Source organism: Massilia pseudoviolaceinigra, assembly GCF_030846505.1.
Lineage (GTDB): Bacteria > Pseudomonadota > Gammaproteobacteria > Burkholderiales > Burkholderiaceae_D > Telluria_A > Telluria_A violaceinigra.
Genome location: NZ_JAVCWL010000004.1, coordinates 176,974 through 201,995, shown reverse-complemented (window position 1 = coordinate 201,995; position 25,022 = coordinate 176,974). Strand labels below are relative to the sequence as shown.

The window sequence follows — 25,022 nt, the reverse complement described above, 5'->3', positions numbered from 1 at the left end:
GCATTATAAACCGTGGGGGGAGCGGGCGTTGGAATGGGTTCCGCCGCGACCGCGCGCGCGCCGTCTTGCGCCCCCCGGCGTCGCCCCGCGCAAGGCGGCCCTCGGCCGGGGAGACCGATGCAGGTTCGCAGGAAGATGGGGAACTGGCGCGACGCCAACAGCGCCGGACCTTCAGAGAAGCGGGCCGGCACCGGGCACCCTAGCCCTCCGGCTCCTGGATATCGAGCTTCTGCATCTGGTACCGCAGCTGCCGGAAACTGATCCCCAGCAGCAGGGCCGCCTGGGTGCGGTTGAACTGGGTCTGGGTCAGCGCGCGCAAGATGATCTCGCGCTCGACCTGTTCCAGATAATCGGGCAGGCTGCTCGGCAACTCCGCCGGCCCGCTTGCGCTCACCGGCGCGGCCGCCACCGGCGTTGGCGCCGGTGGCGCCTCGGCCGCCGGCGCCGGCCGCTCGGCCACCCGCGCGCCCTTGAGCGAGAGGTCGCCCACTTCGATCACGCCATCGTTGGCGAACGCCAGCGCCCGTTCCAGCACATTCTCCAGCTCGCGTACATTGCCCGGGAACGAATACGTGCTCAAGGTTTCCAGCACCTGCGGCCCGAGCGCGGCTTTCTGCCCCGGTCCGGCCAGGCGCGCCAGCATGCCATCGACCAGCACCCCCAGGTCGTCGAGCCGCTCACGCAATGGCGGCACGCTCAATTCGATCACATTCAGGCGGTAAAACAGATCCTGGCGGAACTTGCCGGTCTCGACGCACTGTGCCAGATTCTGGTGCGTGGCGCTGATGATGCGCACATCGACCGGCTCCTCGCTGGTGGCGCCGATCTTGCGCACGCGCCGTTCCTGGATTGCGCGCAGCAGCTTGACCTGCATCGCCAGCGGCAGATCGGCCACTTCATCGAGCATCAGGGTGCCGCCGTTGGCCGCATGGAAAAACCCGTCGCGCTCGTCGGCCGCGCCCGTAAACGCGCCCTTGCGGTAGCCGAAAAACTCGGCTTCCATCAGCGCTTCGGGAATCGCGCCGCAGTTCACGGCAATGAAGGGCTTGCCCGCGCGCGAACTGCGGGCGTGGATTTCGCGCGCCACCAGTTCCTTGCCGCTGCCCGACTCGCCCGTAATCGCAATCGGCGCCATCGAGCGCGCCAGCCGTTCGATCTGATTGCGCAGCGACTGCATCACGGCCGATTCGCCGATCAGGCGCGAGGCCGTGCCGGCGGCGGCCGGGCTGCCGGTCTGCGCGGACGGGGCCGACAGGCGCAGGGCCGACTGCACCATCACGCGCAAATCGTCCAGCACCACCGGCTTGGACACGTAATCGAAGGCGCCCGCTTTCAAGGCCACCACCGCGTTTTCGGCGCTGCCGTAAGCGGTCACGACCGCGATCGGGGTCGATTTATTGGAAGCGTTCACTTCCTGCACCAGTTCCAGGCCCAGGCCGTCGGGCAGGCGCATGTCGGTCAGGATCAGGCCATACTCGTTCTGCGCCAGGAAAGCGCGCGCCTCGCGCAGCGTTTCGGCGCTGTCCACATCGAGCCCCATCCTGACCAGCGTGATTTCCAGCAGTTCGCGTAAATCCGCCTCGTCATCGACGACCAGTACGCGGGGTGATGTCATGTTGTTGCCTTTCTGTTACTAGTGGCGCCGCGCGCTCCCAGCGGCTGCGCGAACGAAATCACAAACCGGCCGCTGGCCTTGCGCACCCCGAAGCCGCTGGCATCGAAGCGATACTCGTAATCGAGCATCGCCGCGTTGTTCAGGCACAGCTCGCGCGCCAGGTACAGCCCCAGCCCGGTGCCCTTGCTCGAGGTCGTATAAAACGGTTCGAACAGGTGAGCCCGCACATCGGGCGTGATGCCCGGCCCGTCGTCCTGCACGTGCAGCTCCATGCCGCCGGCCGCATCGGTGACGACGTACACGCGGATACTGCCCTCCCCGCCGCTGGCGTAGCGCAGCGCATTGGTCAGCAGGTTGATCAGCACTTCGCGCAGGTGCAGCGCGTCGAAACGCACCGGCACGGCTCCAGTGTTGCCCAACCACACTATATCATTGGCGACCCCTTGGGTTTCGTCAAATTCGGCTTTCAGCTCATTCAAAAAGGGGCCGAGCAACAACGGATCGCCGTTGGGCTGGACCTTGCGCGACAATTGCAGTATGTCTTCGACCATGCGGTTCACCCGCGCCACATTGTCGCCGACGATCTTGAGCAGGCGCGCCTGGCCCGGCTCGTGCAAGTCTTCCGCCAGCAGCGCGGTGGCGTGGCCGATGGCCGAGAGCGGATTGCGTACCTCGTGCGCGATGCTGGCGGTCAGGCGTCCCATCGAGGCCAGTTTCAGTTCCTGGGCCTGGTTTTCGATGGCGGTGACGTCCTGCAAAAAAATGACGCAGCGCTCGGACGCCTCGTCGACCGTGTCGACCCGCGCGAAACGCAGCTTGAGGTGGGCCGCCAGGTCGCGCCGGCCGCTCCAGGCGGCCGTGCCGGCGTCGCCGCCGCCGCTGTCGCGGTACGGCTTGACGGTCACGAAAGCGGCGCGCGGCCCGCCCGCGGCCGGTCCGACCTGCCGCTGCCACTCCGAAAACGCATGCGCGACCGGTTCCAGCGCAGGTACCCCGGACAGGGCGAAGCCGCTGTCGCCGTTGGCCAGCCCCAGCATGTGCTGGGCGGCCGGGTTGCCGGCGAAAATGTGCCCGTCGCGGTCGACCACGAGGATGCCGTCATCGACGTCGGCGATGATGATCTGGTTGATCGCCTGCTGGATTTTCAGGTCGGCCCCGTGGCGCGCGGCCAGTTCTTCCTGCCGGATCAGCTTGGCGGCAAGGCGGCTGACCACCATCACGATGGCGAAGAAGGCGGCCCCGTACAGCCCGGCCTGGGTGAGCGGCATGCCGGCCATACCCAGGAACACCTGGTACAGGGAATCGATCAGCAGGAACAGGGTAACCAGCGCGGCCGAAAACAGGGCCAGCAGGCGCGGCGCCAGGATCGCCGCGCCCGCCAGCGGGAACAGGTACAGGATCACCAGGCTGCCGCGGCTCGCTTCCGCGGCCATGAACAGTACCGAAATGACCGCGATGTCGACCGCGATCTGCACCACCACCTGCATCAGGAAGTGCTTGCGCACGTACACGCTGGCCAGCACGAACGCGCCGGCCAGCGCCAGGTAGGCAATGCAGGTTTCGGTATACAGATGGTGGCCGGCGCGGGCCACGCCTTTCTGGTCGAACGCCAGATACGCCAGCAGCACCAGCGAAATGACGATGCGGGTGGCGGTCAGCGCCTGCAGCGAGCGCCAGAATGTTTCGCGCGACTCTGCCGACAGCGCGCTCCAGAAGGACATCACTCAGGCGGGTGGCAAACGGGCGTGGTCCGGGCTGCAATACTCCCGGCCGTCGGCCTTGACCGCTTCCGACTCGGGGAAGTACACGTGGCAGTGGGCGCAGGCGATCATGGTTTCGGCCTCGCGCGCCGGCGCTTGGCGCGGAGCGGCGCCCTGCCCGGGCGGCGGCGCCATGCCGCGCAGCTTGCTGCGGATGGCCGCGATCACCAGCGCCACCAGCGCGATCCAGAACAGAATGCGTGTCATGCCAGTCCCCGGTGCAAAACGACTTCAAGTACGAAACGGCTGCCGACATAGGCCAGCACCAGGGTGGCGAAACCGGCCAGGGTGAAACGCAGCGCGGTCTTGCCGCGCCAGCCGCGCCAGCGCCGTCCGGCCAGCAGCGCGGCGAACAGAAACCACGACAGCAAGGTGAAGACGCTCTTGTGATCCCACTTGAGCACGGTGCCGAACACTTGCTCCGAAAACACGATCCCCGACAGCACGGTCAGGCTGAGCAGCACGAAGCCGATCCAGATCAGGCGAAACAGCAGTTTTTCCATGGTCAGCAGGGCCGGCAGCTGGTCGAGCGCCGTGGCCAGCCAGCCCGCTTGCGGGTTGCGCGCATGCAGGCGCGTTTCCTGCAGCGCCATCAGGACCGCATGGAAGGCGGCAATCGTCAGCGTGCTGTAGGCCAGGATGGCCACCGAGATATGCCAGCCGAAGGCCGGGGCGCGCCCTTCGAGCTGCAGCACGCTGCCCGGGAACACGGCCGGCAGCAGCGCGGCGGCGGCGGCGCAGGGCATGACCAGGCGGCGCAGGCCGTCGAGCGCGAAATTGCGGTTTTCGATCCAGTAGGCCGCCACCGAGATCCACAGCGCGGCGGAAATCATCAGCGCGAAGCCGATCCGCACGCTGCCGGGCGCCATCATGTCGAGCCACAGGGCGGCGCCGTGCAGCAGCCAGGCCCCGGCCGTGACGGCGGAAATGAGCGTGCCCCGGGCCGTGGGGAGAATGGCGCACAGCGCGTACAGCAGCGCCGCTGCGATAAGTAAGTAAGTCTGCATGCTGCAAGTTTACACTATCGGCGCGTGCCGGCGGGGACGGCGTGAGGGCACCGCCGCCAGCCCCGCCGCCGGCGCCCTGCCCGCCTCCCTAATCGACTGCCGCCATGCGCAACTCGTCGTTGTGATGGCGCTGCTGCTCTTCCATGACCAGCTGCCCCAGCTCGCGCTTGAGCGCATTGAACTCGGGCGCGGCCGGGTCGCGCAGGCGCGGCAGGTCGACCATGACGTCGCGCTTGACCGTGCCCGGACGGTAGGTCATCACCACGATGCGGTCGGCCAGGTAGATCGCTTCCTCGATGCTGTGGGTGACGAAAATGATGGTCTTGCCGGTGGCGGCCCAGATGCGCAGCAGCTCGTCCTGCAGGTTGCGCCGGGTCAGCGCGTCGAGCGCGCCGAACGGCTCGTCCATCAGCAGGATCGGCGAGTCCAGCGCCAGCACGCGCGCAATCGCCACGCGCTGGCGCATGCCGCCCGACAAATCCTTGGGGAAACGCTGGCGGAAGTCGCTCAGCGACAGCATCTCGAGCAGACGGGCGACGGTGGCGTTGATGGCACCCTTGTCCACGCCCTTGATTTCCAGGCCGAAGGCGACGTTCTGCTCGACCGTCATCCAGGGAAACAGCGCGTACTCCTGGAACACCATGCCGCGGTCCGGCCCCGGCCCCGTCACCGGATGGCCGCCGGTGCGGATGGTGCCGCGCGTGGGCAGCGCAAAGCCGGCCACGGCGTTGAGCAGGGTCGACTTGCCGCAGCCCGACGGTCCGAGCAGGCAGGTGAATTGCCCGGCCGGGATGTCCAGGTTGATATCCTTGAGCGCGACCAGCTCGCCCCCGGCGCTGCTGAATGTCTTGTCGACGCCTTCGATACGGATCGGTGATGCAGTCATGTCAGTTCTCCAGGCCGCGGTGCCAGCGCAGCAGGTAATTGTTCAGGCGGTTCATGCCGACGTCGATCGCCAGCCCCAGCATGCCGATGGTGATCATGCCGGCCATGATCTTGTCGGACCAAAAATATTCGCGCGCTTCCAGGATGCGGAAACCCAGGCCATTATTGACCGCGATCATTTCCGAGACAATCACGACGATGAAGGCGGTGCCGATCCCGATCCGCACGCCCGACAAAATATAGGGCACGGCGGCCGGCAGGATCACGCGCACGAACATGGTGCGCTGGCTGGCGCCCAGGTTGCGCGCCGCGCGCAGGTAAATGCCGTCCACCTGGCGCACCCCGGCGATGGTATTGATCAGCACCGGAAAGAAGGCCCCCAGCGCGATCAGGAACACGGCCGGCGGATTGCCCAGCCCGAACCACAGGATCGCCAGCGGAATGTAGGCGATCGGCGGAATCGGCCGCAGCAGCTGTACCAGCGGATTGAGCCAGGCGTACACGCGCGCATTGGCGCCCATGGCCAGCCCGAGCGGCAGCGCCAGCCCGGCGCCGATGGCAAAGCCGAGCAGCACCCGGTACATGCTGGTGAGCGAGTCGACCATCAGTTCGCCCGACACAGCCCAGGCCAGCCAGCTGCCGTCCGCGTGCGGCTGCAGCGGCAGCAGGTACTCGATCCATTTGTGCAGCACCGCCAGCGGCGACGGCAATACCTGGGGATTGACCAGGCCCTGCGCCGCCGCCAGCTGCCACAAGGCGATCACCACGGCCGGCACCACCAGGCCGATTCCCACTTCACGCAACTGTCTGCTGTTCATGCCACCTCCGGAAACGTTGTTTTCATGCTGTTGACCCTGTCGGGTTGTCGAACGGGGGACCTGTTCACCTTACCCCCAGGCTTTTCTTGGCCGCGTCGAGCAGATCGGTCCTGACCCAGTCCCTGGCCAGGGGCGGGCGCACCATGCGGCCCACGCCGGTCTTGACCATGGTGTCGGTGGTGATCTGGATATGCTCGGCCGTCACGTCCAGGGAATACGGCGAATTGCTGATCGCATCCTCGAAGTCGTCCCTGGTGATCTGGCCCTTGTAGATCACTTCGCGCACGTATTTCTCGGCGATGGACGGATGGGCCATGAAGGTGCGGGTCGCTTCGACGAAGCAGCGCATGAACTTGTCGGCCAGTACCCGCTTGCCGTTGTAGAAGGCTTCGGTCATCACCATGGTGCGCACCGGCTCGCCGATCGGCGTGTCGTAGGGTTTCATCACCTCCATCCCGAAACCCTTGTTGATGGCCTGCGACGATTGCGGCTCGGACTGCATCATGGCGTCGATGTTCCTGCCCATCAGCGCCTGGTTCAGGTCGGCGAACGGCAGGTAAATCACGTGCACATCCTTGCCGGGCGCGCTGTCGGCGCTCATGCCGAATTTTTTCAGCTGGGCCATCAGCAGCACTTCCTGGATGCCGCCGCGCGTCACCCCGACCTTCCTGCCTTTCAATTCCCGAATGCCCCTGATGCCGAGATCGGGCCGCGCCACCAGGCGCGCGCCGCCCTTGGCGAAACCGGCCACCACGAAGATCGGCGCCCCGCTGGCGCGGCCCGAAATGGCCGCCTCGGATGCGGTCGCGCCGACATCGAGCTCACCGGCGATGATCGCTTGCATCACATCGAGCCCCTTGGCGAAAATCCTTTCCTCGACCTTGATGCCGCACTTGGGTGCGATTTCCTTGATGTACGAAACGGCGCCGAAATGCGCGAACTTCAGGTTGCCAAGACGGATCACATCCTGGGCGTGGCTGTTGCTGGCGGCGAACAGCGCCGCCAGTACGATGGTCTTGCCGATGAACTTCCCTGTCATGCCTGTCTCCGTTGGATGGTGCAGAGTCGATGAGGTACCGCGCGTGTTGTCATGCATGCGAATAAGACGCAACCGGTCTCCGTTTGCCGGGCCGTTGCCGCATTTATTCATGCTTGCCCCAGAGAAAGATAGCCCGGAGAGAAATCAATGTCTAACGACTGGCGCAAGCTTTGCGCTGATAAGATGACGCCCCCCCAGTGAAAGAAATCAATGAAACCCATTTTGCATAAGCGTGCCGGCGCACCGTTGTTTTTCATGATGGTCGGCCTGGCCGCCATGACGACGGCGCAGGCCGGCGAGCGCCGCTGCACCTTTTATGAAGACCCGTCGGCCGACGGCAACGTGTTCGAGCCGCCGCGCTGGCCGGGCAGCCTGACGCCGGGCATGTTCGCCCAGCCCGGCATCGTGCGCGCCGGGCGCGACGACTTCTATCAGTTCATCGCCTGGCGCGCGCTGGCCGGCATGCCGCTCGACGCCGCCGCCCAGGATCGCCTGCGCCCTTTCGACCCCTGCTGGCTGAACGAAACAAGCGAGCGGGGCGGCCACAATCCGCATAACGACCCCGCACTCAAGCGCGCGCTGGAAGGGTGGCAAACCGAGCGCGCGCGCGCCGGCGGGCCCAAGCTCGCCGCGCTCGCCATCACCGGCAAGGACGCTTCCGTGCTGAACTGCCCGGCGGACGCGTTTCGCAACGCTACCCGCACCCTGGCTATCCGCCTGGCCAGCTACGGCAACGACGCCACCTTGCGCGACTGGATCGTGGGCCAGGATGCCGTGTTCGCCAACTGCGCCGCGCCCACCGCGATGCCGGCCGAGGCCCCAGCCGGCGCGCCCCACTGGCTGCGCATGGACCGCGCCTACCAGCAGGCAGCCGCCCACTTTTACCGCGCCGCCTACCCCGAGGCGGCCGTGCGCTTCGACGCCATCGCGCAGGATGCGGCATCGCCCTGGCACAGCATCGCGCCCTACCTGGCCGCGCGCGCCGACGTGCGCGCCGCCACCGCCGTCGGCTACGACACGGTCGATGCGGCGCTCATGGCGAGCGCCTTGAAGCGCCTGGAGCCGCTGGCCGACGCCGCCACCGACACGCCGCTGCGGGCCGACGCGCGCCGCCTGCGCCAGCTGGTCTTGCTGCGCACCGCGCCGGCGCAGGTACTGGCCCGGCTCGACGCCGAACTGGGCAGCGCCGCGCCGTCCGCCACGATCGGACAGGACGTGCGCGACTACAGCTATGCCTGGCGCACCACCGCGCCGGCAGAACGCGGTCAACTGGCGTATGGCGCCTGGCTGGCGGCGATGCGCAGCGCGCGCGCCGCCAGCGCCTCCCCGGCCGAAGCGCTGCGCCAGTGGGAAACGACGCAACAGTTGCCGTGGCTGGTGGCGGCGCTCACACTCGCCACGCCGCAGGCGCCGGCGCCTGCGGCGCTGCTGGCGGCCGCGCAAGCGCTGGAGCCCGACTCGCCGGCCTACCTGACGGCGCGCTACCACCTGGCCCGCCTGGCCGCGAGCGACGCCGAGGCGGTTGCCATCGTCGACGCGGCGCTGGCGCTGCGCCCGGCGATCGGCGCGGACGACGCCAACGCCTTCAAGCGCATCGGCCTGGCCCGCGCGCGCAACCTGGCCGACGCCGGCCGCTTCATCGTGCGCAGCAGCGTGCTGCCGGTACAGGGAGAAGCGCCGGTCGCCGCCATGGACGTGGCCACCTTCCTCAACACCGGCCTGCCGCTGGACATGCTGGTCACCCTGGCGCAGCAAAAAACCCTGCTGCCCAAGCTGCGCGCCGAGCTGGAAACGGTGGCCTGGACGCGCGCCCTGCCGCTGGGACGGCCCGACGTGGCCACCCGCCTGGCACCGGCGATCAAGGCGCGCTTTGCCGGTTCGGGGCCGCTGGTGGACCAGATGCTGGCCGAGACCGATCCGGCGCTGCGGCGCGGCATCAGCGCCATGCTGCTGGCGCGCTATCCGGGCATGGTCGGCAACGTCAGCCCGTTCATCCGCTACCAGACAGACCCCGCCGGGTTCGCCTCCCCGGCCATGCGTGCCAGCAACGACCTCGAACGATCGCGCGAGAACTGGTGGAGCGTCTTCGCCGGCGGCACTCCCACGTACGGCAAGCGCGTCGCGGTGAGCGCCATGCCCTCATTTTTGCCGGCCGGGGCGGCGGCCAGCTTGCGCGCCGAACGCGCCACCCTGGCGGCTTTGCCGAGCGGCACCGACTACCTGGCCGGCCTGGTCATGGAGCACGCCACGCGCGAGCCGCGCGATGCGCGCCTGCCGCAGGCACTGTCGATGCTGATCCGCGCCCATGGCGGCGACGCCAGGGGGCAATACACGGTCCCCATGTTCAAGCACCTGCACGCGCACTTCGCGCGTAACGAATGGGCCAAACGCACGCCCACCCACCGCTGACGGCCGCGGCAAGCGCCCACGGCGTTTTCCTGATACACAACATTACATATAAATAATAGTTTCAGCATACACTCGTCAAAACTAACCAGGAGTCAACAATGAATTCACGCTCGTTTCAGCTGCGCCGCATGACCCTCCAGATCGGCGCCGCGGCGTTCCTGACCGCGTGCGGCGGCGGCGATGGACCGACGCCGACGCCGACGCCAACCCCAACGCCGACCCCGACACCCACGCCGACCCCGACGCCCACACCGACACCAACGCCAACGCCGACCTACCCCGGCCCCGTGCTGCCGGCGGGACTGACCCTGATCGCCGGCGACACCGGCAGTATGGTCACGGCGGACGGCACCGGCGTCGACGCCCGCTTCGGCTACATCCGCGATGCGCTGATCGACAGCAAAGGCACGGTGTACATCAGCGAGACCAGAATGGACAACCGTGGCATCTTCGTGGGAACCGGCCCGACGATCCGTGCGTTCGGACGGGACGGCGTGGTTCGTACCGTATTGTCCGCCCCGGTGCCCGCCGATGAAAATCACGAGTCCCTCGATCCCACAGGCGCCGACCTGTCCTTTGACGGCGACGAGCAGATACGGGCAAGTGTGGGGCGCACGACTTACCTGATCCGGAAAGACGGCAGCACGACCCAGGTGCCGACCGAGCTCAACCCTACCTATCCCGACCAGTCCTTCATCGTCGGCAACGCGGCCGGCGTGCGTTACCGCATCAACTATGGCAGCGAGGGAGGGGGTATCTCGATCGCGCGCATCGGCGCCGACGGCAGCCTGACTGCGTTGGCGGGGAGCACCGTGCGCTCTTCGGAGCCGCGCGACGGCCAGGGCGCCGCGGCCCGCTTCGCCGCCATCCGCACAGATGGCGTGGTGGTCGACCCGGCCGGCAATCTGTATCTGATCGACGCGAATACGATACGCCGGGTCACGCCGGGCGGCCTGGTGACCACCTTGGCCGGCGTCGCCAATTCCACATTGCCGGCCCAGGATGGCAGCGGCAGTGGCGCGTACTTCGACGACCCCCGATCGATCGTCATGCATGATGGCCAGCTGCTGGTGCTCGACAAGACAGGGCTGCGCCACGTCAGCACCGGCGGCGTGGTCACAAGCGTCGGCCCCAAGCTGACGGACACGCAGCGCCTGCTGTCCGACGGCAAGGGAAACGTCTACGCCATCCACCGAAACCATGTTTCCCTGATTGTGCCCGATGGCGGCGCGTCTCTGTTTGTCGGCAAGCCCGACCTGTCCAGGTTGCCGGTGGACGGCAGCGGCGCCGCCGCCCGCCTGGTGCGCCCGAAGTTCATGACGGCCGACAGCGCGGGCAACCTGTTCGCCATCGAACAGCAACACATCGGCTACCGCTACGCCGGCTATGAGGAGGCCGGGGTGTACCTGCGCAAGGTGGCGCCGGACGGCACTACGACCAGCACCGTGACGTACGGAGGTTATCCGAGCGGCATCGCGGCGGACAGGGCGGGGAATGTGTATGTCTCGACCTTGTATTACATTGCAGTAGTCCATGGAGCGAGCCGGGGTGGCGCGGTCATACACAAGGTGGGCAGCGACGGCGTCTGGAGCGTGTTCGCGGGCGCCGACGGCGAACGCGGCAAGCAGGATGGCATCGGCGCCGCCGCCCGCTTCAACGCACCGTCGATTCTGGGCTTCGACAATGCGGGCGATCTGTATGTGCAGGACGAGGGCAACGGCTACCGCCGCATCAGCCCGGCCGGCGCCGTGACCACGGTTGCCGCCGTGCCGCCGGAAGTGGGCCAGATCACTGACGACGCCGGCAACCGCTACGTCGCCGACAGCGAGCACAGCACGATCTCGCGGATCAGCGCGGCGGGCGTCTCCAGTATCGTGGCGGGCATTCCGGATCGCGCCGCCACGGTGCTCGGCCCCCTGCCCGGCAGCATCGAACATCCGCGCGGACTGGTGCGGATCGGCATCAACAGCTATGCCTTCATCTCTGGCAGCGCCATCGTCAGGCCGGCGCTGCCGTAAACGGCGTAGCGGCCCGCATCCAAGACCGGCCCGGCGCCGGTCTTTTTCGTTAACTAATCAAGCTGACGATTCCCCCATGCCTGGCTGGTGATTCATCGCCCCCGAATACGCTCGCCAGGAAAATGGCTGAAGAGTAAGCACGCTTGCCCGATACACAACCTTACAATTTAAAAAATATTTCAACAGTACAATCATCGAAACCTAACTGGAGCCAACAATGACTGCACGCTCGTTTCAACTACGCCGGATGACGATCCAAATGGGCGCTGCCGCCTTCCTGACCGCCTGCGGCGGAGGCGACGGACCGACCCCAACACCCACGCCGACGCCGACGCCCACCCCGCCCCCAACGCCCACCCCGACGCCGACACCGGCCTACCCGGGCCCGGTGCTGCCGGCCGGCCTGACCCTGATCGCCGGCGACACCGGCAGCGCGCTGCGCACCGACGGGCTGCGGCAGGACGCCCGCTTCGAAGCCATCGCCGACGCCGAGATCGACAGCAAGGGCACCCTGTACGTCAGCGATCAAAAGCGCGACAACACCGGTGGCTACTATTTTTTTGGCTATGCGATCCGCAGCGTGGGACGCGATGGCACGGTGCGCACCGTGTACACCCACCCGTTCGACAACAATCCCGGCGCCACGCTCACCCCTGGCGACGCCAGGGTGTCGATCGACGCCCGCGACCAGGTGTTTTTCACCAACCTGAGCCAGACCCATGTTCTGGGCCAGGATGGCACGGCGACGCCGCTGCCCTTCGGCCAGGGCGGCGACCGCGTCGTCACCAGCGCTGCCGGCATCAGTTACCGCATCACCTACAGCACCATCTCGCGCATCGAGGCCGACGGCAGCGTCACCTTGCTCGCTGGCGCCGAAATCACGATACCCCTGGCCAGCAGCGATCCCGCCTTCTCCGGTCCGGTCGACGGCCCGGGCCGCAACGCCCGCTTCAAGTTCATCCGCCCCGAGACCGTCGTGCTCGACCCGGCCGGCAACCTGTACCTGGCCGACGCATCGATGATCCGCAAGGTCACGCCGCAAGGCGTGGTCAGCACCCTGGCCGGCGCCGACGATACCGCGGTCGCGCGCGACGGCACGGGCCATGCCGCCCGCTTCAGCGATCCGACCGGCATGGCGTACCACGGCGGCCAGCTGCTGGTGATCGACAATGGCGTGCTGCGCCGCGTGAGCCTGGACGGCGTCGTCACCACCACCCCGACCAGGCTGCCGAAGGCGCGCGTCCTGCGGGCCGACCGCGACGGCACCGTGTATGCGGTCTTCCCCGACCACATCGCCACCCTAGGCGCGGATGGCCAGCTGACCTTATTCGCCGGCAAACCCAATCTGTCGGAAACATCCGTCGACGGCATCGGCGCGGCGGCCCGCCTGCGCGGCCCGCAATGGCTGACGGCCGATCCGTCCGGCAACCTGTACGCCATCGAACAGCAAACGCTCAGCCACCGCAGCACCGGCCCGTATATCGACAGCGGCGTCAACCTGCGCAAGATCGCGCCCGACGGCAGCGTCACCACGCGCTTCCTCGCCGCCGGCCTGCCCAGCGGCATGGCGGCCGACAAGGCCGGCAATGTGTATGTCTCGACCCGATGGTACACCTCGGTCAACCCGGGCGCCGCGCGGGCCGGACGCGCCATTCACAAGCTCAGCCCGGATGGTCAATGGACCGTGTTTGCCGGCCTCGATGGCGGCCCGGATGAGAAAACCGACGGCACCGGCGCCGCCGCCAGGTTCAGCTCGCCGGTCATTCTCGGCTTCGACAAGGGCGGCAACCTGTACGTACACGATGCCGGCCCGGTCTACCGCCGCATCACGCCGGAGGCGGTGGTCACCACGGTCGGCACCGTGCCGGGCTACGTGGGAGAGGTATTCGACGACGCCGGCAACTACTACGACACCGATACCGCGCACAGCACGATCCTGAAATTCACCCCGGCTGACGTCAAGAGCATCATCGCCGGCACGCCGGACCGTGCGGCGACGGTGCCCGGCCCCCTGCCCGGCGGCGTCGAACACCCGAAGGGCCTGGTGCGGATCGGCATCAACAGCTACGCGTTTATTTCTGGCAACGCCATCGTCAGGCTGGCGCTGCCGTAATCGGGCGCGCGCGGCCATGAGGAGACCGGCCCGGCGCCGGTCTTTTTCGTTGTGACTAGGGTAAAATGACGCCACAACCGGCACGTGCCGGCATCGCCCTATATATTAGTCAGGTCTGCCATGCTAGATAACTTAACCCAACGCCTTGCCAAGGTCGTCAAGACCATGCGCGGTGAGGCGCGTCTGACCGAATCGAATACCGCCGAGATGCTGCGCGAAGTGCGCCTGGCCCTGCTCGAAGCCGACGTGGCCCTGCCCGCCGTGCGCGAGTTCATCAGCCGCGTCAAGGAAAAAGCCCTCGGCGAAGAAGTCATGGCCTCGCTCAGCCCGGGCCAGGCCCTGGTCGGCGTGGTCCAGCGCGAGCTGGGCGCGCTGATGGGCGCGGACCTCGGTCCCGAAGCGTCGCAGCTCAGTTTTGCGCAGCAGCCGCCGGCGATCATCCTGATGGCGGGTCTGCAGGGTGTGGGCAAGACCACCACCGTCGGCAAGCTGGCCAAGTACCTCAAGGAAGAGAAAAAGAAAAAGGTCCTGACCGTCTCGGCCGACGTCTACCGTCCGGCCGCGATCGCCCAGCTCGAATCGGTGACCAAACAGGTCGGCGCCGACTTCTTCCCCTCCGCCGCCACCGACAAGCCGGTCGACATCGCCCTGGCCGCGCTGGACTGGGCGCGCAAGCACTACCACGACGTCCTGATCATCGATACCGCCGGCCGCCTGGGTATCGACGAAGCGATGATGCAGGAAATCTCGGCCGTGCACGCGGCGGTCAACCCGATCGAAACGCTGTTCGTGGTCGACGCCATGCTGGGACAGGATGCGATCAACACGGCCAAGGCGTTCAACGACGCGCTGCCGCTGACCGGCATCGTGCTCACCAAGCTCGACGGCGACTCGCGCGGCGGCGCCGCGCTGTCGGTGCGTCACATCACGGGCAAGCCGATCAAGTTTGCCGGCGTATCCGAAAAACTCGACGGCCTGGAAGCGTTCGACGCCCAGCGCATGGCCAACCGCATTCTGGGCATGGGCGACATCCTGGCGCTGGTGGAAGAAGCGCGCAAGGGCGTCGACAGCAAGGCCGCGGCCGACCTGGCCAACAAGATCAAGGTCGGCGGACGCTTCGACATGAACGACTTCAAGTCGCAGCTGGGGCAGATGAAGAAGATGGGCGGCATGTCGAGCCTGATCGACAAATTGCCGGCGCAGTTCCAGCAGGCGGCGGGCGGCGCCAACATGGACCAGGCCGACAAGCAGGTGCGGCGCATGGTCGGCATCATCGATTCGATGACGCCGCAGGAACGCGCCAAGCCGGAACTGATCAAGGCCACGCGCAAGCGCCGCATTGCCGCCGGTGCCGGCGTGCAGGTGCAGGAAGTGAACCGCATGCTGGCCCAGTACGACCAGATGCAGGCCATGATGAAGAAATTCAAAGGCGGCGGCATGATGAAAATGATGCGCTCGATGAAGGGCATGATGCCGGGCGGGATGCGCTAGAAAGCGCAGTCGTTACAGCTTGATCCGTCGCCCCGCCGCAGAGTGCCGCCTTGGCGCGGGGGCGACGGCTACAGAAAAATCGCCTTCCGGGCCTTAGTTCTGGCTTTTCCCTATGAAAACGCCGAAAAATTCTTGAAAAACACTTGCGTCATCGGTAAATCCCCACCAATATAAGCCGTGCGATGAATTGCGCAATTTCCCATGTGTTCGTTAAGGAGGCTTGAAGATGGCAACAGCCAAAAAAACCCCAGCAGCAGCGCCAGCAAAAAAGGCCGCCGCAGCTAAGCCAGCCGCAGCGGCAAAGCCGGCAGCAGCGAAGAAAGCCGCTCCAGCAAAAGCTGCGGCAGCACCAAAAGCAGCAGCCGCAAAAAAACCTGCAGCAGCCCCACGCAAGCCGAACGCCGCCTTCATGAAGGCGATGACTCCGTCCGCCGTCCTGGCAGCCGTGGTTGGCGCAACGCCGCTGCCACGCACCGAAGTCACCAAAAAAGTCTGGGATTACATCAAGAAGCTCGATCTGCAAGACGCGGCCAACCGCCGCATGATCAATGCCGACGACAAGCTCAAAGCAGTCTTCGGCGGCAAAGCACAGGTATCGATGTTTGAAATGACCAAACTCATTTCCGACCATCTGAAATAAAAAACAGATTGCTCGTCCAAGCCTGATTACAAAAAGCCCCGGTTTCACAACCGGGGCTTTTTGTTTTCCAGCCAGTGCAATGGCAGCGGGCGCCGGACCCGATGTCCGGCGCCCGTCACGTTACGCCAGGCGCGGCGTCAGATCCTGCAAGGCGCTACCGGCCTGCAAGTTCTGGACTGCCGCGCCGAACGGCGCCGCCGCCAGCAAGGCCCCGGCCGGCGCCAGCGACAAGGCCGACAGATTGCCATTTTTGGCGTACTGGTAAGCCAGGTCGCCGCCGATGGCCGCCGTATCGCTGCCGCCCAGGTGGAAGCCCAGCAGCGAGGACGACAAGGCCCAGCTGGTCAAGGCCGGATTGGCGGTGCGCGCCTGGTCGAAGGCCGTTGCCAGCCCATCGAAATTGAAGCGCTCGACCTTCCTGTTGTTGATCGCATTGGGCGAGGCCGCGTTGTAGTCGCTGCCGCCTTCGATCACCACTTGCAGATTGGCCACGTTGCGGTTGTTGGCGCTGAGGTACCAATCCTTGAAGGTCAGCTGCTCGCTGACCCCGGTGACGAGCACCAGATCGTTGCCGGCCTTCTTGAACAGCAAGTCCGCATACGTGACGCCCTTGCCCAGCGACACCGTATTGTCCTTGCCGATACTGGCCGCGACCGTATCCTGGCCATCGCCGCGGTTAAACGCAATGATGTCGGCGCCGGTGGAGGTGACGATGCTGTCGTTGCCCGTGCCGCCGATGAACAGCTCGTTGCCCGCGCCGCCGGTCAGGGTATCGATGCCCGCGCCGCCATCGAAGACGTTCTTCCCGGCCGTGTCGTTCAAGGTATCTGCGCCCGCCCCGCCCTGCAGGATATCGTTGCCATCGGCGCCAGCGAGCACATTGTTGGCGCCATTTCCGATGAGCAGGTTGTCGAGCAGGTTGCCGCTGCCATTGATGAGCAGGGTGCCGGTCAAGGTCAGCGCTTCGACGTTGGCGCCGAGCGCATGGGTCACGCCGGAGAGCACCTGGTCGACGCCTTCGGCCGCGTTCTCGGCCACCGTGTCGGCACTGCTGTCGAGTACGTACACATCATTGCCCTGGCCGCCGGTCAGCTTGTCCGCCCCCGCGCCACCGTCGAGCCGGTCGTTGCCGGCCGCGCCGTTGAGGGTGTCGTTGCCGCCCATGCCACTCAAGGTGTCGTTACCGGCGCCGCCGTTGAGAAGGTCCGCATTGGCCGTGCCGTTCAATACCAGGTTGGCCACGCCAACCACCACGTCGAAGACATCCGAGACAGCCAGGCTGCCGCTGTCGGTGGCCGTCACGCGCACGCTGGCGGTACCGGTCGCCGTCGGCGTGCCGCCAAAGGTGCGCGTGGCCGGGTTGAACGTCAGCCAGGCCGGCAAAGGCGCGCCATCGGCCAGCGTCGCCTTGTAGCTGAGTTTGTCGCCCGTGTCCGGATCGGTGAAGGCCGCCGCCGCCACCGTGTAGGCGAACGGGGTACCCGGCGCCGCTTTCTGGTCGGGCAGCGCCGTGGCCAGCACCGGCGCGCGGTTGGCCGCGCCGACCACCAGGTTGACGCCTTGCCCGGCGCCGTTGCCGCCACTGTCGGTGCCCCACAGCTGGAACTGGAGCGTGCCGATATTGCCGGCCGCCGGGGTGCCCGACAACACCCGCGTGACCGGGTCGAACGTCAGCCAGGCCGGCAGCGCCGCGCCGCCCGCCATCTTGACGCTGTAGGTGACCGTATCCCACACATCCGGGTCGGTCACGGTATCGACCGGCACCGTGTAGCTGAACAAGGCATTGGCCTTGGCCTGCAGGGTCGGCAGATAGCTTTTGACCGTCGGCGGGCTGTTGTGGTTGGCGCGATCGATCACCGTCTGCAATTTGGCCTGGTCCCACACCGCGCCGCTGGCGAACTCGATCCTGTCGATCTTGCCGTCCGTGGCCGCCCCTTCCTCCGTCTGGCCGCCGGCAAAATAATCCTTGAAGGCGATCTGGTCGGTCCCACCCCTGAGCATCAGGAACACATCGGTGCCCTGCTGCATTGCCGAGACATCGGTCTCGAGGATGCCGGCGCCGAAGCGCAGGATATCGATGGCTTGCGCGATATCGGTATTGTCGATGGTGTCCTTGCCGTCGCCCTTCTCGAAGACATACACATCGTCGCCGGCGCCGCCCTCGATGTAATCGCTACCCTTGGCGCCGGTCAGCACATTGTTGCCCGCGTTGCCCCACAGGCCGTTGGCGAGCGCGTTACCGGTGGCGTAGAGTGCCTCGTCGCCGTTCAGTGCCAGGCGCTCGAGGTTCTCGCCCAGGGTCCAGCTGATATTGGCGCGCACGAAGTCGTCGCCCTGGCCGGCAGCTTCCTCGATGCGGTCGCCCGCATCGTCGACTTCGTAATAATCGTCGCCAGCGCCGCCGACCAGCAAGTCCAGCCCTTCGCGCCCGAACATGGCATCCTTGCCCAGGCCGCCGACCAGCGTATCGTTGCCTTCCAGTCCCAGCAGGTTGTTGTCGGCGTCGTTGCCGGTGATGAGGTTATCGAGTTCATTACCGTTGCCGCGCACCGCCTCGCCCACCAGCGTGAGGTTGTCGACGCCGCTGGCGAGGATATACGTGGTGTCGTAGCTGCGGATGATGGTGTCGCGGCCCTCGTCGGCCATTTCATTGACCTCGTCGCTTTCGCTGTCGGTCAGGTAAATATCGTCGCCACGCCCACCGTTCAAGGTGTCGGCGCCGGCGCCGCCGTCGAGCCGGTTATTGCCCTCGTTACCGGTGAGTGCATTGTCGGCATCGTTGCCGGTGCCATCGACATCGGCGCTGCCGGTCAGCGACAGGCCTTCGAGTTCGCTGGCCAGGGTGTACGTCAGGCCCGTTTCAACGGTATCGAAGCCAGCCTCGCCCGCCTCGATGATCTGGTCGGCCAGGGTATCGACCACGTAATAGTCGTTGCCCTGGCCGCCATCGAGCGTGTCGGCCCCGGCGCCGCCATCGAGGTTGTCGCCACCGTCACCCCCGGCAAGCGCGTCGGCGTCGGCACCGCCCATGAGCGTGTCGGTGCCGGCACCGCCATCGAGCGTATCGGCGCCGGCGCCGCCGTCAAGACGGTTGTCGTAGTTGTTGCCGGTGAGCCGGTTGGCGAGCGCATTGCCGCTGCCGTCGAAGGCACCGGTGTTTTCCAGCACCAGCGTTTCGATGTTGTCCGACAGCGCATACGTGGCGCTGGCCCTGACCGTGTCGTGGCCCTCGTCCGCGCCTTCGGCCACCCGGTCGGTGCTGGCGTCGACGATGAAGACATCGTTGCCCGCACCGCCAACGAGCACATCGCTGCCGGCCCCGCCGTCGAGCCAGTCGTCGCCGGCGCCGCCATCGAGGCCATTGGCCGAGGCATTGCCAAGCAGGCGGTTGGCGAGCGCGTTGCCGATGCCATCGGCGGCGCCGGCGAGCGCGTCGAGCTCCAGGTTCTCGACGTTCGCAGACAGGGTCGTGCTGGCCGAGGCGCGCACCGTGTCCACGCCTTCGCCGGGCAGTTCGACCACCACGTCGGCCGTGCTTTGCACCAGGTACAGGTCGTCGCCGGCGCCGCCGCTGGCGCTGTCGTCGCCCACGCCGCCATCGAGCGTGTCGCTGCCGGCGTCGCCGCGCAGCTGGTCGTCGCCCGCCTGGCCCAGCAGCACATCATGGCCGGCGCCGCCGCCGAGCGTATCGGCGCCATCGCCGCCATCGATGCGGTCGTCGCCGCCGCCGCCATTGATGCTGTCAGCCTTGGTGTAGCCGGCGATGAGGTCATTGCCCTCGGTCGGCAGCAACGCCTGTTCGAGTATCGCAGCCAGGTCCCACAAGGTGCCGTCGTGGAAGGCGATCTGCTCGATCCGGTGTCCGGTGCTGGCCTCGTCCTTGAAAAATCCCGGCACCAGCAGACTGTCGCCGCTGCCTTTCAACTGCAGCCGCAAGTCGTCAGTGACGCGGGCGATGCGCACGCCGGCGGGGCTGACCCCGGCGCCGAGGCGGATCGTATCGGTCTTGCCTGGCGTGCCATCGAACTCCTGGATCAGGTCCTGGCCGCCGCCGGCGCCGAACAGGAACACGTCATTGCCCGCCCCGCCGGTCAGGCTGTCGTTGCCGGCGCCACCATCGAGGGTATCGTCGCCATCGCTGCCGAGCAGCTGATCGTCGCCGCTGCCGCCGTCGAGCGCATCGGCGCCGCCATAGCCGCTCAGCGTATCGTTGCCGCCCGCGCCAGCGAGCTGGTCGGCCGTCTCGTAACCCGTGAGGGCATCGCTGCCGGCGCCGCCCAGCAGCACGCGGCGCTTGACCTCGGCCACGTCCCACACCTCGCCGGCGGCAAATTCGATCCGCTCGACCCGCTGGCGCTGACCGTAGAAATAGCCCTCGATGGTCACCGAGTCGGCGCCGCCGGCCACGCTGAGCACCAGCGCATCGCCGACCCGCTGGGCGGTGGTGTTGGCCACCGTCACATTGGCGCCGAAACGCAGCACATCGACCTCGCCCTCCTTGCCTTCCAGCTCGCGCAGCACATCCTTGCCGTCGCCGCCTGCGAACTGGTACAGATCGGCGCCGCCATGGCCTTCGAGAAGATCGTCGCCCGCGCCGCCGACCAGGACATCGTCGCCGGTGCCGCCCGACAGGCTGTCGTTGCCGGCGCCGCCATTGAGGCTGTCGCGGCCGGCCTCGCCCACCAGGGTGTCGTTGCCGCCGGCGCCGCCGATGCTGTCGTCGCCGGGAAAACCGGCCAGCAGGTCGGCCTGTTCGGTCGGCGCCAGGACCCGTTGCTTGAGCTCGGCCACGTCCCACACCACCCCGTCGCTGAATTCAATCCGTTCGAGCTGGGTGACCAACTGCGTGTCGTAGGTGAAGAAGCCGGCGACCGTAACGCTGTCGCCGGCGCCGAAATCGAGCAGCAGATCCTTGCCGACGTGGCGCGCGAGCGTCGTGGACGCGCTGATGCCGCTGCCCAGGCGCAGCACGTCGACCATGCCGGCGGCATCCCAGCCGTTGTTATCGGTGATGGTATCGCGCCCATCGCCGCGCTTGAAGAGATACACGTCATTGCCGAAACTGCCGTCGAGCACATCGTCACCGCGGCCGCCTTCGAGGGTATCGTCGCCGGCGTAAGCGAAGATGGTGTCGTTGCCGGCAAGGCCGGCGATGGCATCGTTCACCTCGTAGCCATAGATGGCGTCGGCCTGTTCGGTGGCGATGCCGACCAGGGTCTTGACCTTGGCCACCGTCCACACGGTCTGGTCGGCGAACACGATCTGGTCGACCTCGTTGCCGCCGGCACCGTCGCGGTAAAAGTAATCCTTGATCGTCACATGATCGGTGCCCCCGAAGGACAGCACCAGATTGGCGACATCGCGCCGCACCACGGTGCCCGCCGGGGTCAGGCCGGCGCCCAGGCGCAGCGTGACCAGCTTGCCGGCGTCACGCTCGTAGGTGTGGATCGCGTCGCTGCCGTCGCCGCGGTTGAACAGGAACACATCGTTGCCGCCACTGCCTTCGAGCATGTCGTCGCCCGTCCCGCCATGCAAGGTATCGTGGCCGCCGCGGCCATCGAGCGTATCGTTGCCGGCCAGCCCGCTCAGGACGTCGTTGCTGGCGGCATAGCCATACAGCGCCTCGTCGCCCGCGGTAGCCACCTGCACCATGGCCTTGATCTTGTCGATCTCCCACAGGGTGCCATCCTGGAACTCGATGCGCTCGATCTGCAGATAGCCCAAGGCATCGTTATGGAAGTACTGGCGCACGGTGACCGACTCGCTCTCGCCGAAGCGCAGCACCAAATCGCTGCCGACCCGGCGCGCCTGGGTGGCGCCCGGCGTGAAACCGGCACCCACGCGCAGCGTGTCAATCGTCTGGTCGCCAGCGTCATGGTCATGAATGATTTCGTGGCCATCGCCTTTTTCGTACAGATACACATCGGCGCCCGCGCCACCTTCGAGCAGATCGTCGCCGGCGCCGCCGTGCAGCACGTCCTTGCCACCGAGGCCGCTCAAGGTATCGTTGCCGGCGCCGCCATCGATCCAGTCGTCGCGCTGGGCTTCACCCTGCAGCACATTATTGCCGCGGTTGCCCAGAATCATGCCGCCGTCGAGCGCATGGCCCACCGGCGCCGGATACGGCAGTTGCGCGCCGATCGCGCGCAGGCGGTCAAGTTCGAGCGGCACGCCGTCCGCTTTCAGGCGCGCCAGCAGGCGCGCCATCGCCACGGTGTCGTCGTAGCTGGTGCTTTGCCCGAGTTTCGCCGCCAGGCTGTTGTTCACGCGCGCCGGATCGAAGGCATCGAAGCGGTCCTGGTCGACCGAGTAGAACACGCCGTCGAGCCAGCCCTTGTCGAAGGCCTGGGTGGACAGGCTGAGCGCCGCGCGGTCGGCGATGAAGCCGAACCGTTCGGCGATGTAACTTTCATCGAAGGTGGTGCGCGACATCGCATAGAAGGAATTGCCTTCGATGAATTTCTTGCTCATTTCGACGCCCGCCAGCGATTCGAGCATCCACACCTTGTCCATCGTGGTCAGTTCGCCGCTGCGCACCCGGCCAACGCGGACATAGGCCGCGTCCAGGCCGGTCCATCGGGCCATGAACTGGTCGATCTCGTCGCTGACGGCGCTCTTGCCGCGCCCGATCAGTGCGCTGACATAGGCGCGCAAGTCCAGGTTGTCCTGGAGCGCGTACGACAGGTCGCGCACGGTGCCGAAGCCGCGCAGGCGCGGCAGCATCGCCACCTCGCCGTCGAGTTCGAGCTGCTCGTCCAGATGGCGGGCCGGATTCGAATCGGTCAGCGCAAAGTTGACGGCCAGCTCGATATCGGCCACCAGCCGGGTCTGGCCATCCTGCACGAATTCGCCCTCGGCGATGATGCGGTTGTCGTTGCTGGCGATGGTGACCTTGGCCGACTGCGTGCCGATCGAGGTGATGCCCAGCTGGTCGAGCGTTTTCAGCTCGCCCGCCTGCGAAATGCCATCCTGGTTGGCGTCCTGCCACACCAGCAGTTCGCTGAACTTGGCGTCGCGGCGGTCGATCACGCCATCGAGGTTGCCGTCGAAACGGCGCTTCAGGCTGCTGAAGCCATCTTCCTGGGCATTGCCGAACAGCTCGGACAGATTGTCGACGAAGCGATTCTTGTTCTCGTCCGAGACCAGAATGCCGTCGGCGGGACTGATCCAGCCGGTGCGTTCGGCGATCGCATCGCCATTGAAGTCGAAGTACACGCTCGACTGGTCGGAGCCGACCGAATTGATCAGGCCATCGTGGTTCAGGTCCAGCACCAGCGGATCGATGCGGGCGCGGGTGCGGTTCGGATCGAACGGCGGCTTGGTCGGCACTTCCTTGTCGGTTTCCGACAGATGGATCTCGAGCTGGCCGTTGGTCCAGTTTTCGATGGTCAGCGCGCCCTCCGGTCCGTTCACCAGCAGGGTCGAGCCCTGGACGGTGTAGGAGATCTTTTTATCCCACGAATAGTAGACCGTCTCGCCCTTCTTGCGCCAGGCGCCATCGATATAGCGGCGCACGAAGCGCACCGTGCCCTGGCCATCGCTGTCGCGGATGGTGTCGCCCCCGGCCGACTGGTAAAAGTCGAAGCCGGCGCCGCCTTCGAGCGTGTCCGAACCCTGGGTGTCCCACTTGTCGGTGGCGCCCTTCAACACATCGTTGCCGATACCGCCTTGCAGGGAATCGTTGTCGGCCTGGCCGTCGAGGGTATCGTTGCCGTCGCCCCCGATCAGGGTATCCTTGCCCTTGCCGCCCAGCAGCTTGTCGTTATCGCCGCCGCCGTCGAGCGTGTCGGCGCCGATGCCGCCGTCGAGCGTGTCGTTGCCCTCGCTGCCGGAAAGATGGTCGTCGCCGCTGCCGCCTTCCATGTAATCCTTGCCCTTGCCGCCCGTCAATACATCCTTGCCGCCCATGCCGTACAGGTGGTCCTCGCCCTCGCTATAGCCGGGCGCATCGCCCGCAGCGGCGCCGAAGATGGTCTTGTGATCGAGGAAAAATGGGGTGAGGCGGCGGTCGGTCTTCAGATCGAGGAACAGGCGGTTGCCGCCCGGCGAGTCCGCACCGTCGGTTTTGTTATCGGCGAGCACGGCCACCAGCATTGCCGCCCGGTCTTTCAGGTAATTCTCGGTCAGCTGGCCGTCGCCGGTCTCTTCGTTGAAAACGTCGAGCTCACCGTTAGGATTGAATGGCGCATAGTTGGCGCCCACCACGGCGAACGGCAGCATTTCGCGCAGCGCGTAGCGGATCGCGATGGCCTCGCCGCTCGAACCGGGCACATTGGCGCGCGCGGCGATCGCTTCGCTGCTCAGGCCAACCAGATTGACCAGTTTCAGCGAGCCGTTGAGCTTGGCGCGCACTTCATTGATCGCCGTTTGCATGGCCGCGTTGTTACCGTACACCAGGTCGGGAGGCGTGGGCGCGACTTCGGCGCCGGCCAGGATGGTGCGCAAGCTGTCCACCACTTTTTCCAGCGATTCGAGCGGCTTGTGCGAGGCCGCTTCGAGCATTTTACGCGCGTCGACCAGGGTCAGCGCCGGGTCTATCCGCTCCAGCAATTCGGCCACGCCCAGCGCCTGATTGAGCAAGTCGAGACTATGATTCGATAATGTCTGGTTCTCGATAAAGACCGGCAGCTGCTGTCCGGGGGCGGTCGTGAATACACCGCCCGCACCGGAAATGATCTCGACGCCGGCGTCGCCGAACACATGGGTGATTTTCGCGCCCACGGTGGCCGTCGTATTTCCATGGAGCAGGATGTAAGGCACATTGATGCCTGGCGCTTCGAAGATGATTGCCTTGTTGACGCTCTCCAGGTGGCTGGCGGTAAACGCCGTAGCCAGGTGGCCGCCGAGCGAATCGCCGGTGACGTCGAAGGTGGTGCCGGCGGGCAGTTTGGCGCCGTCGGCCGCGAACAGCTTGTCATAAAAGGTGTTGAGCGCGAGGATCTGCAGGCCGGCCAGGCCGGTCTTGTAGATGGCGACATCGGCGGCGATATCGCGCAAATCGCCCGAAGTCGCACTGGCCAGTTCGGTGCCGCGGAAGGCGATTACCAGCTTGCCGCTATCCTTGGCCCGGAACACCGAGGCGGCAAAGCCGGAGTCATCCGAATAATGGTAGACCAGGGAATAATTGGCCGTCACTTCCTTGGCGTGCTCGTCGCTTGCAAACTGGAAGACAATATGATTGCTGTTGCTTTGCAGATCAGCTTCGGACATGCTCGATCCCGCGAATT

Annotated in this window: 13 protein-coding genes; 5 read left to right on the top strand and 8 right to left on the bottom strand. The window is 66.3% G+C overall.

Features of this window, described 5'->3' with window-relative positions; translation table 11 throughout:
- Nucleotides 1-199 precede the first annotated feature (199 nt).
- The 7 genes from RBA40_RS05745 to RBA40_RS05715 form a co-directional block, all read right to left on the bottom strand.
- Complete coding sequence (locus tag RBA40_RS05745; RefSeq protein WP_306646675.1) at nt 200-1,615, bottom strand: sigma-54-dependent transcriptional regulator; 1,416 nt, start codon at nt 1,613-1,615, stop codon at nt 200-202.
- Nucleotides 1,612-3,336 carry a sensor histidine kinase gene (locus RBA40_RS05740; protein ID WP_306646673.1) on the bottom strand — a complete coding sequence of 575 codons (1,725 nt, stop codon included), beginning with the start codon at nt 3,334-3,336 and terminating at the stop codon, nt 1,612-1,614. Before RBA40_RS05740 ends, RBA40_RS05745 begins: the two co-directional genes overlap by 4 nt.
- A 3-nt stretch (nt 3,337-3,339) precedes the next feature.
- Nucleotides 3,340-3,582, bottom strand: a complete 243-nt coding sequence (locus RBA40_RS05735; protein ID WP_306646671.1) for a PP0621 family protein — start codon at nt 3,580-3,582, stop codon at nt 3,340-3,342.
- On the bottom strand, nt 3,579-4,382 hold the full coding sequence (locus tag RBA40_RS05730) for a cytochrome C assembly family protein (protein WP_306646669.1): 804 nt from the start codon (nt 4,380-4,382) through the stop codon (nt 3,579-3,581). Before RBA40_RS05730 ends, RBA40_RS05735 begins: the two co-directional genes overlap by 4 nt.
- An 88-nt stretch (nt 4,383-4,470) precedes the next feature.
- On the bottom strand, nt 4,471-5,268 hold the full coding sequence (locus tag RBA40_RS05725; RefSeq protein ID WP_306646668.1) for an ABC transporter ATP-binding protein: 798 nt from the start codon (nt 5,266-5,268) through the stop codon (nt 4,471-4,473).
- 1 nt (nt 5,269) lies between these two features.
- A complete protein-coding gene (locus tag RBA40_RS05720; protein ID WP_306646666.1) occupies nt 5,270-6,085 on the bottom strand; it encodes an ABC transporter permease in 816 nt (271 codons plus the stop codon).
- A 64-nt stretch (nt 6,086-6,149) separates the two neighbouring features.
- On the bottom strand, nt 6,150-7,124 hold the full coding sequence (locus RBA40_RS05715) for an ABC transporter substrate-binding protein (RefSeq protein WP_306646664.1): 975 nt from the start codon (nt 7,122-7,124) through the stop codon (nt 6,150-6,152).
- Nucleotides 7,125-7,334: 210 nt separating this feature from the next.
- Between RBA40_RS05715 and RBA40_RS05710 the strand changes: the two genes are divergently transcribed.
- The 5 genes from RBA40_RS05710 to RBA40_RS05690 all read left to right on the top strand — a co-directional run bounded on the left by RBA40_RS05710 (nt 7,335) and on the right by RBA40_RS05690 (nt 15,795).
- The gene (locus RBA40_RS05710; protein ID WP_306646662.1) at nt 7,335-9,533 is read left to right on the top strand and encodes a hypothetical protein; all 2,199 of its coding nucleotides are present in this window, start codon (nt 7,335-7,337) and stop codon (nt 9,531-9,533) included.
- Nucleotides 9,534-9,631: 98 nt separating this feature from the next.
- A complete protein-coding gene (locus tag RBA40_RS05705) occupies nt 9,632-11,551 on the top strand; it encodes an NHL repeat-containing protein (protein ID WP_306646660.1) in 1,920 nt (639 codons plus the stop codon).
- 217 nt (nt 11,552-11,768) lie between these two features.
- Nucleotides 11,769-13,664, top strand: coding sequence for an NHL repeat-containing protein (locus RBA40_RS05700; RefSeq protein WP_306646658.1), 1,896 nt, complete (start codon nt 11,769-11,771; stop codon nt 13,662-13,664).
- Between the two features lie 120 nt (nt 13,665-13,784).
- A complete protein-coding gene (ffh, locus tag RBA40_RS05695) occupies nt 13,785-15,155 on the top strand; it encodes a signal recognition particle protein (RefSeq protein WP_054268437.1) in 1,371 nt (456 codons plus the stop codon).
- Between the two features lie 226 nt (nt 15,156-15,381).
- A complete protein-coding gene (locus tag RBA40_RS05690) occupies nt 15,382-15,795 on the top strand; it encodes an SWIB/MDM2 domain-containing protein (protein ID WP_099875175.1) in 414 nt (137 codons plus the stop codon).
- Nucleotides 15,796-15,915: 120 nt separating this feature from the next.
- Here the strand turns inward: RBA40_RS05690 and RBA40_RS05685 are convergent, their stop codons facing one another.
- On the bottom strand, nt 15,916-25,005 hold the full coding sequence (locus tag RBA40_RS05685) for a calcium-binding protein (protein WP_306646655.1): 9,090 nt from the start codon (nt 25,003-25,005) through the stop codon (nt 15,916-15,918).
- Between the last annotated feature and the right edge of the window lie 17 nt (nt 25,006-25,022).

Coding starts and splice junctions, on each gene's coding strand:
- RBA40_RS05745 (WP_306646675.1), bottom strand. CDS start 1,615: ATGACATCACCCCGCGTACTGGTCGTCGATGACGAGGCGGATTTACGC.
- RBA40_RS05740 (WP_306646673.1), bottom strand. CDS start 3,336: ATGTCCTTCTGGAGCGCGCTGTCGGCAGAGTCGCGCGAAACATTCTGG.
- RBA40_RS05735 (WP_306646671.1), bottom strand. CDS start 3,582: ATGACACGCATTCTGTTCTGGATCGCGCTGGTGGCGCTGGTGATCGCG.
- RBA40_RS05730 (WP_306646669.1), bottom strand. CDS start 4,382: ATGCAGACTTACTTACTTATCGCAGCGGCGCTGCTGTACGCGCTGTGC.
- RBA40_RS05725 (WP_306646668.1), bottom strand. CDS start 5,268: ATGACTGCATCACCGATCCGTATCGAAGGCGTCGACAAGACATTCAGC.
- RBA40_RS05720 (WP_306646666.1), bottom strand. CDS start 6,085: ATGAACAGCAGACAGTTGCGTGAAGTGGGAATCGGCCTGGTGGTGCCG.
- RBA40_RS05715 (WP_306646664.1), bottom strand. CDS start 7,124: ATGACAGGGAAGTTCATCGGCAAGACCATCGTACTGGCGGCGCTGTTC.
- RBA40_RS05710 (WP_306646662.1), top strand. CDS start 7,335: ATGAAACCCATTTTGCATAAGCGTGCCGGCGCACCGTTGTTTTTCATG.
- RBA40_RS05705 (WP_306646660.1), top strand. CDS start 9,632: ATGAATTCACGCTCGTTTCAGCTGCGCCGCATGACCCTCCAGATCGGC.
- RBA40_RS05700 (WP_306646658.1), top strand. CDS start 11,769: ATGACTGCACGCTCGTTTCAACTACGCCGGATGACGATCCAAATGGGC.
- ffh (WP_054268437.1), top strand. CDS start 13,785: ATGCTAGATAACTTAACCCAACGCCTTGCCAAGGTCGTCAAGACCATG.
- RBA40_RS05690 (WP_099875175.1), top strand. CDS start 15,382: ATGGCAACAGCCAAAAAAACCCCAGCAGCAGCGCCAGCAAAAAAGGCC.
- RBA40_RS05685 (WP_306646655.1), bottom strand. CDS start 25,005: ATGTCCGAAGCTGATCTGCAAAGCAACAGCAATCATATTGTCTTCCAG.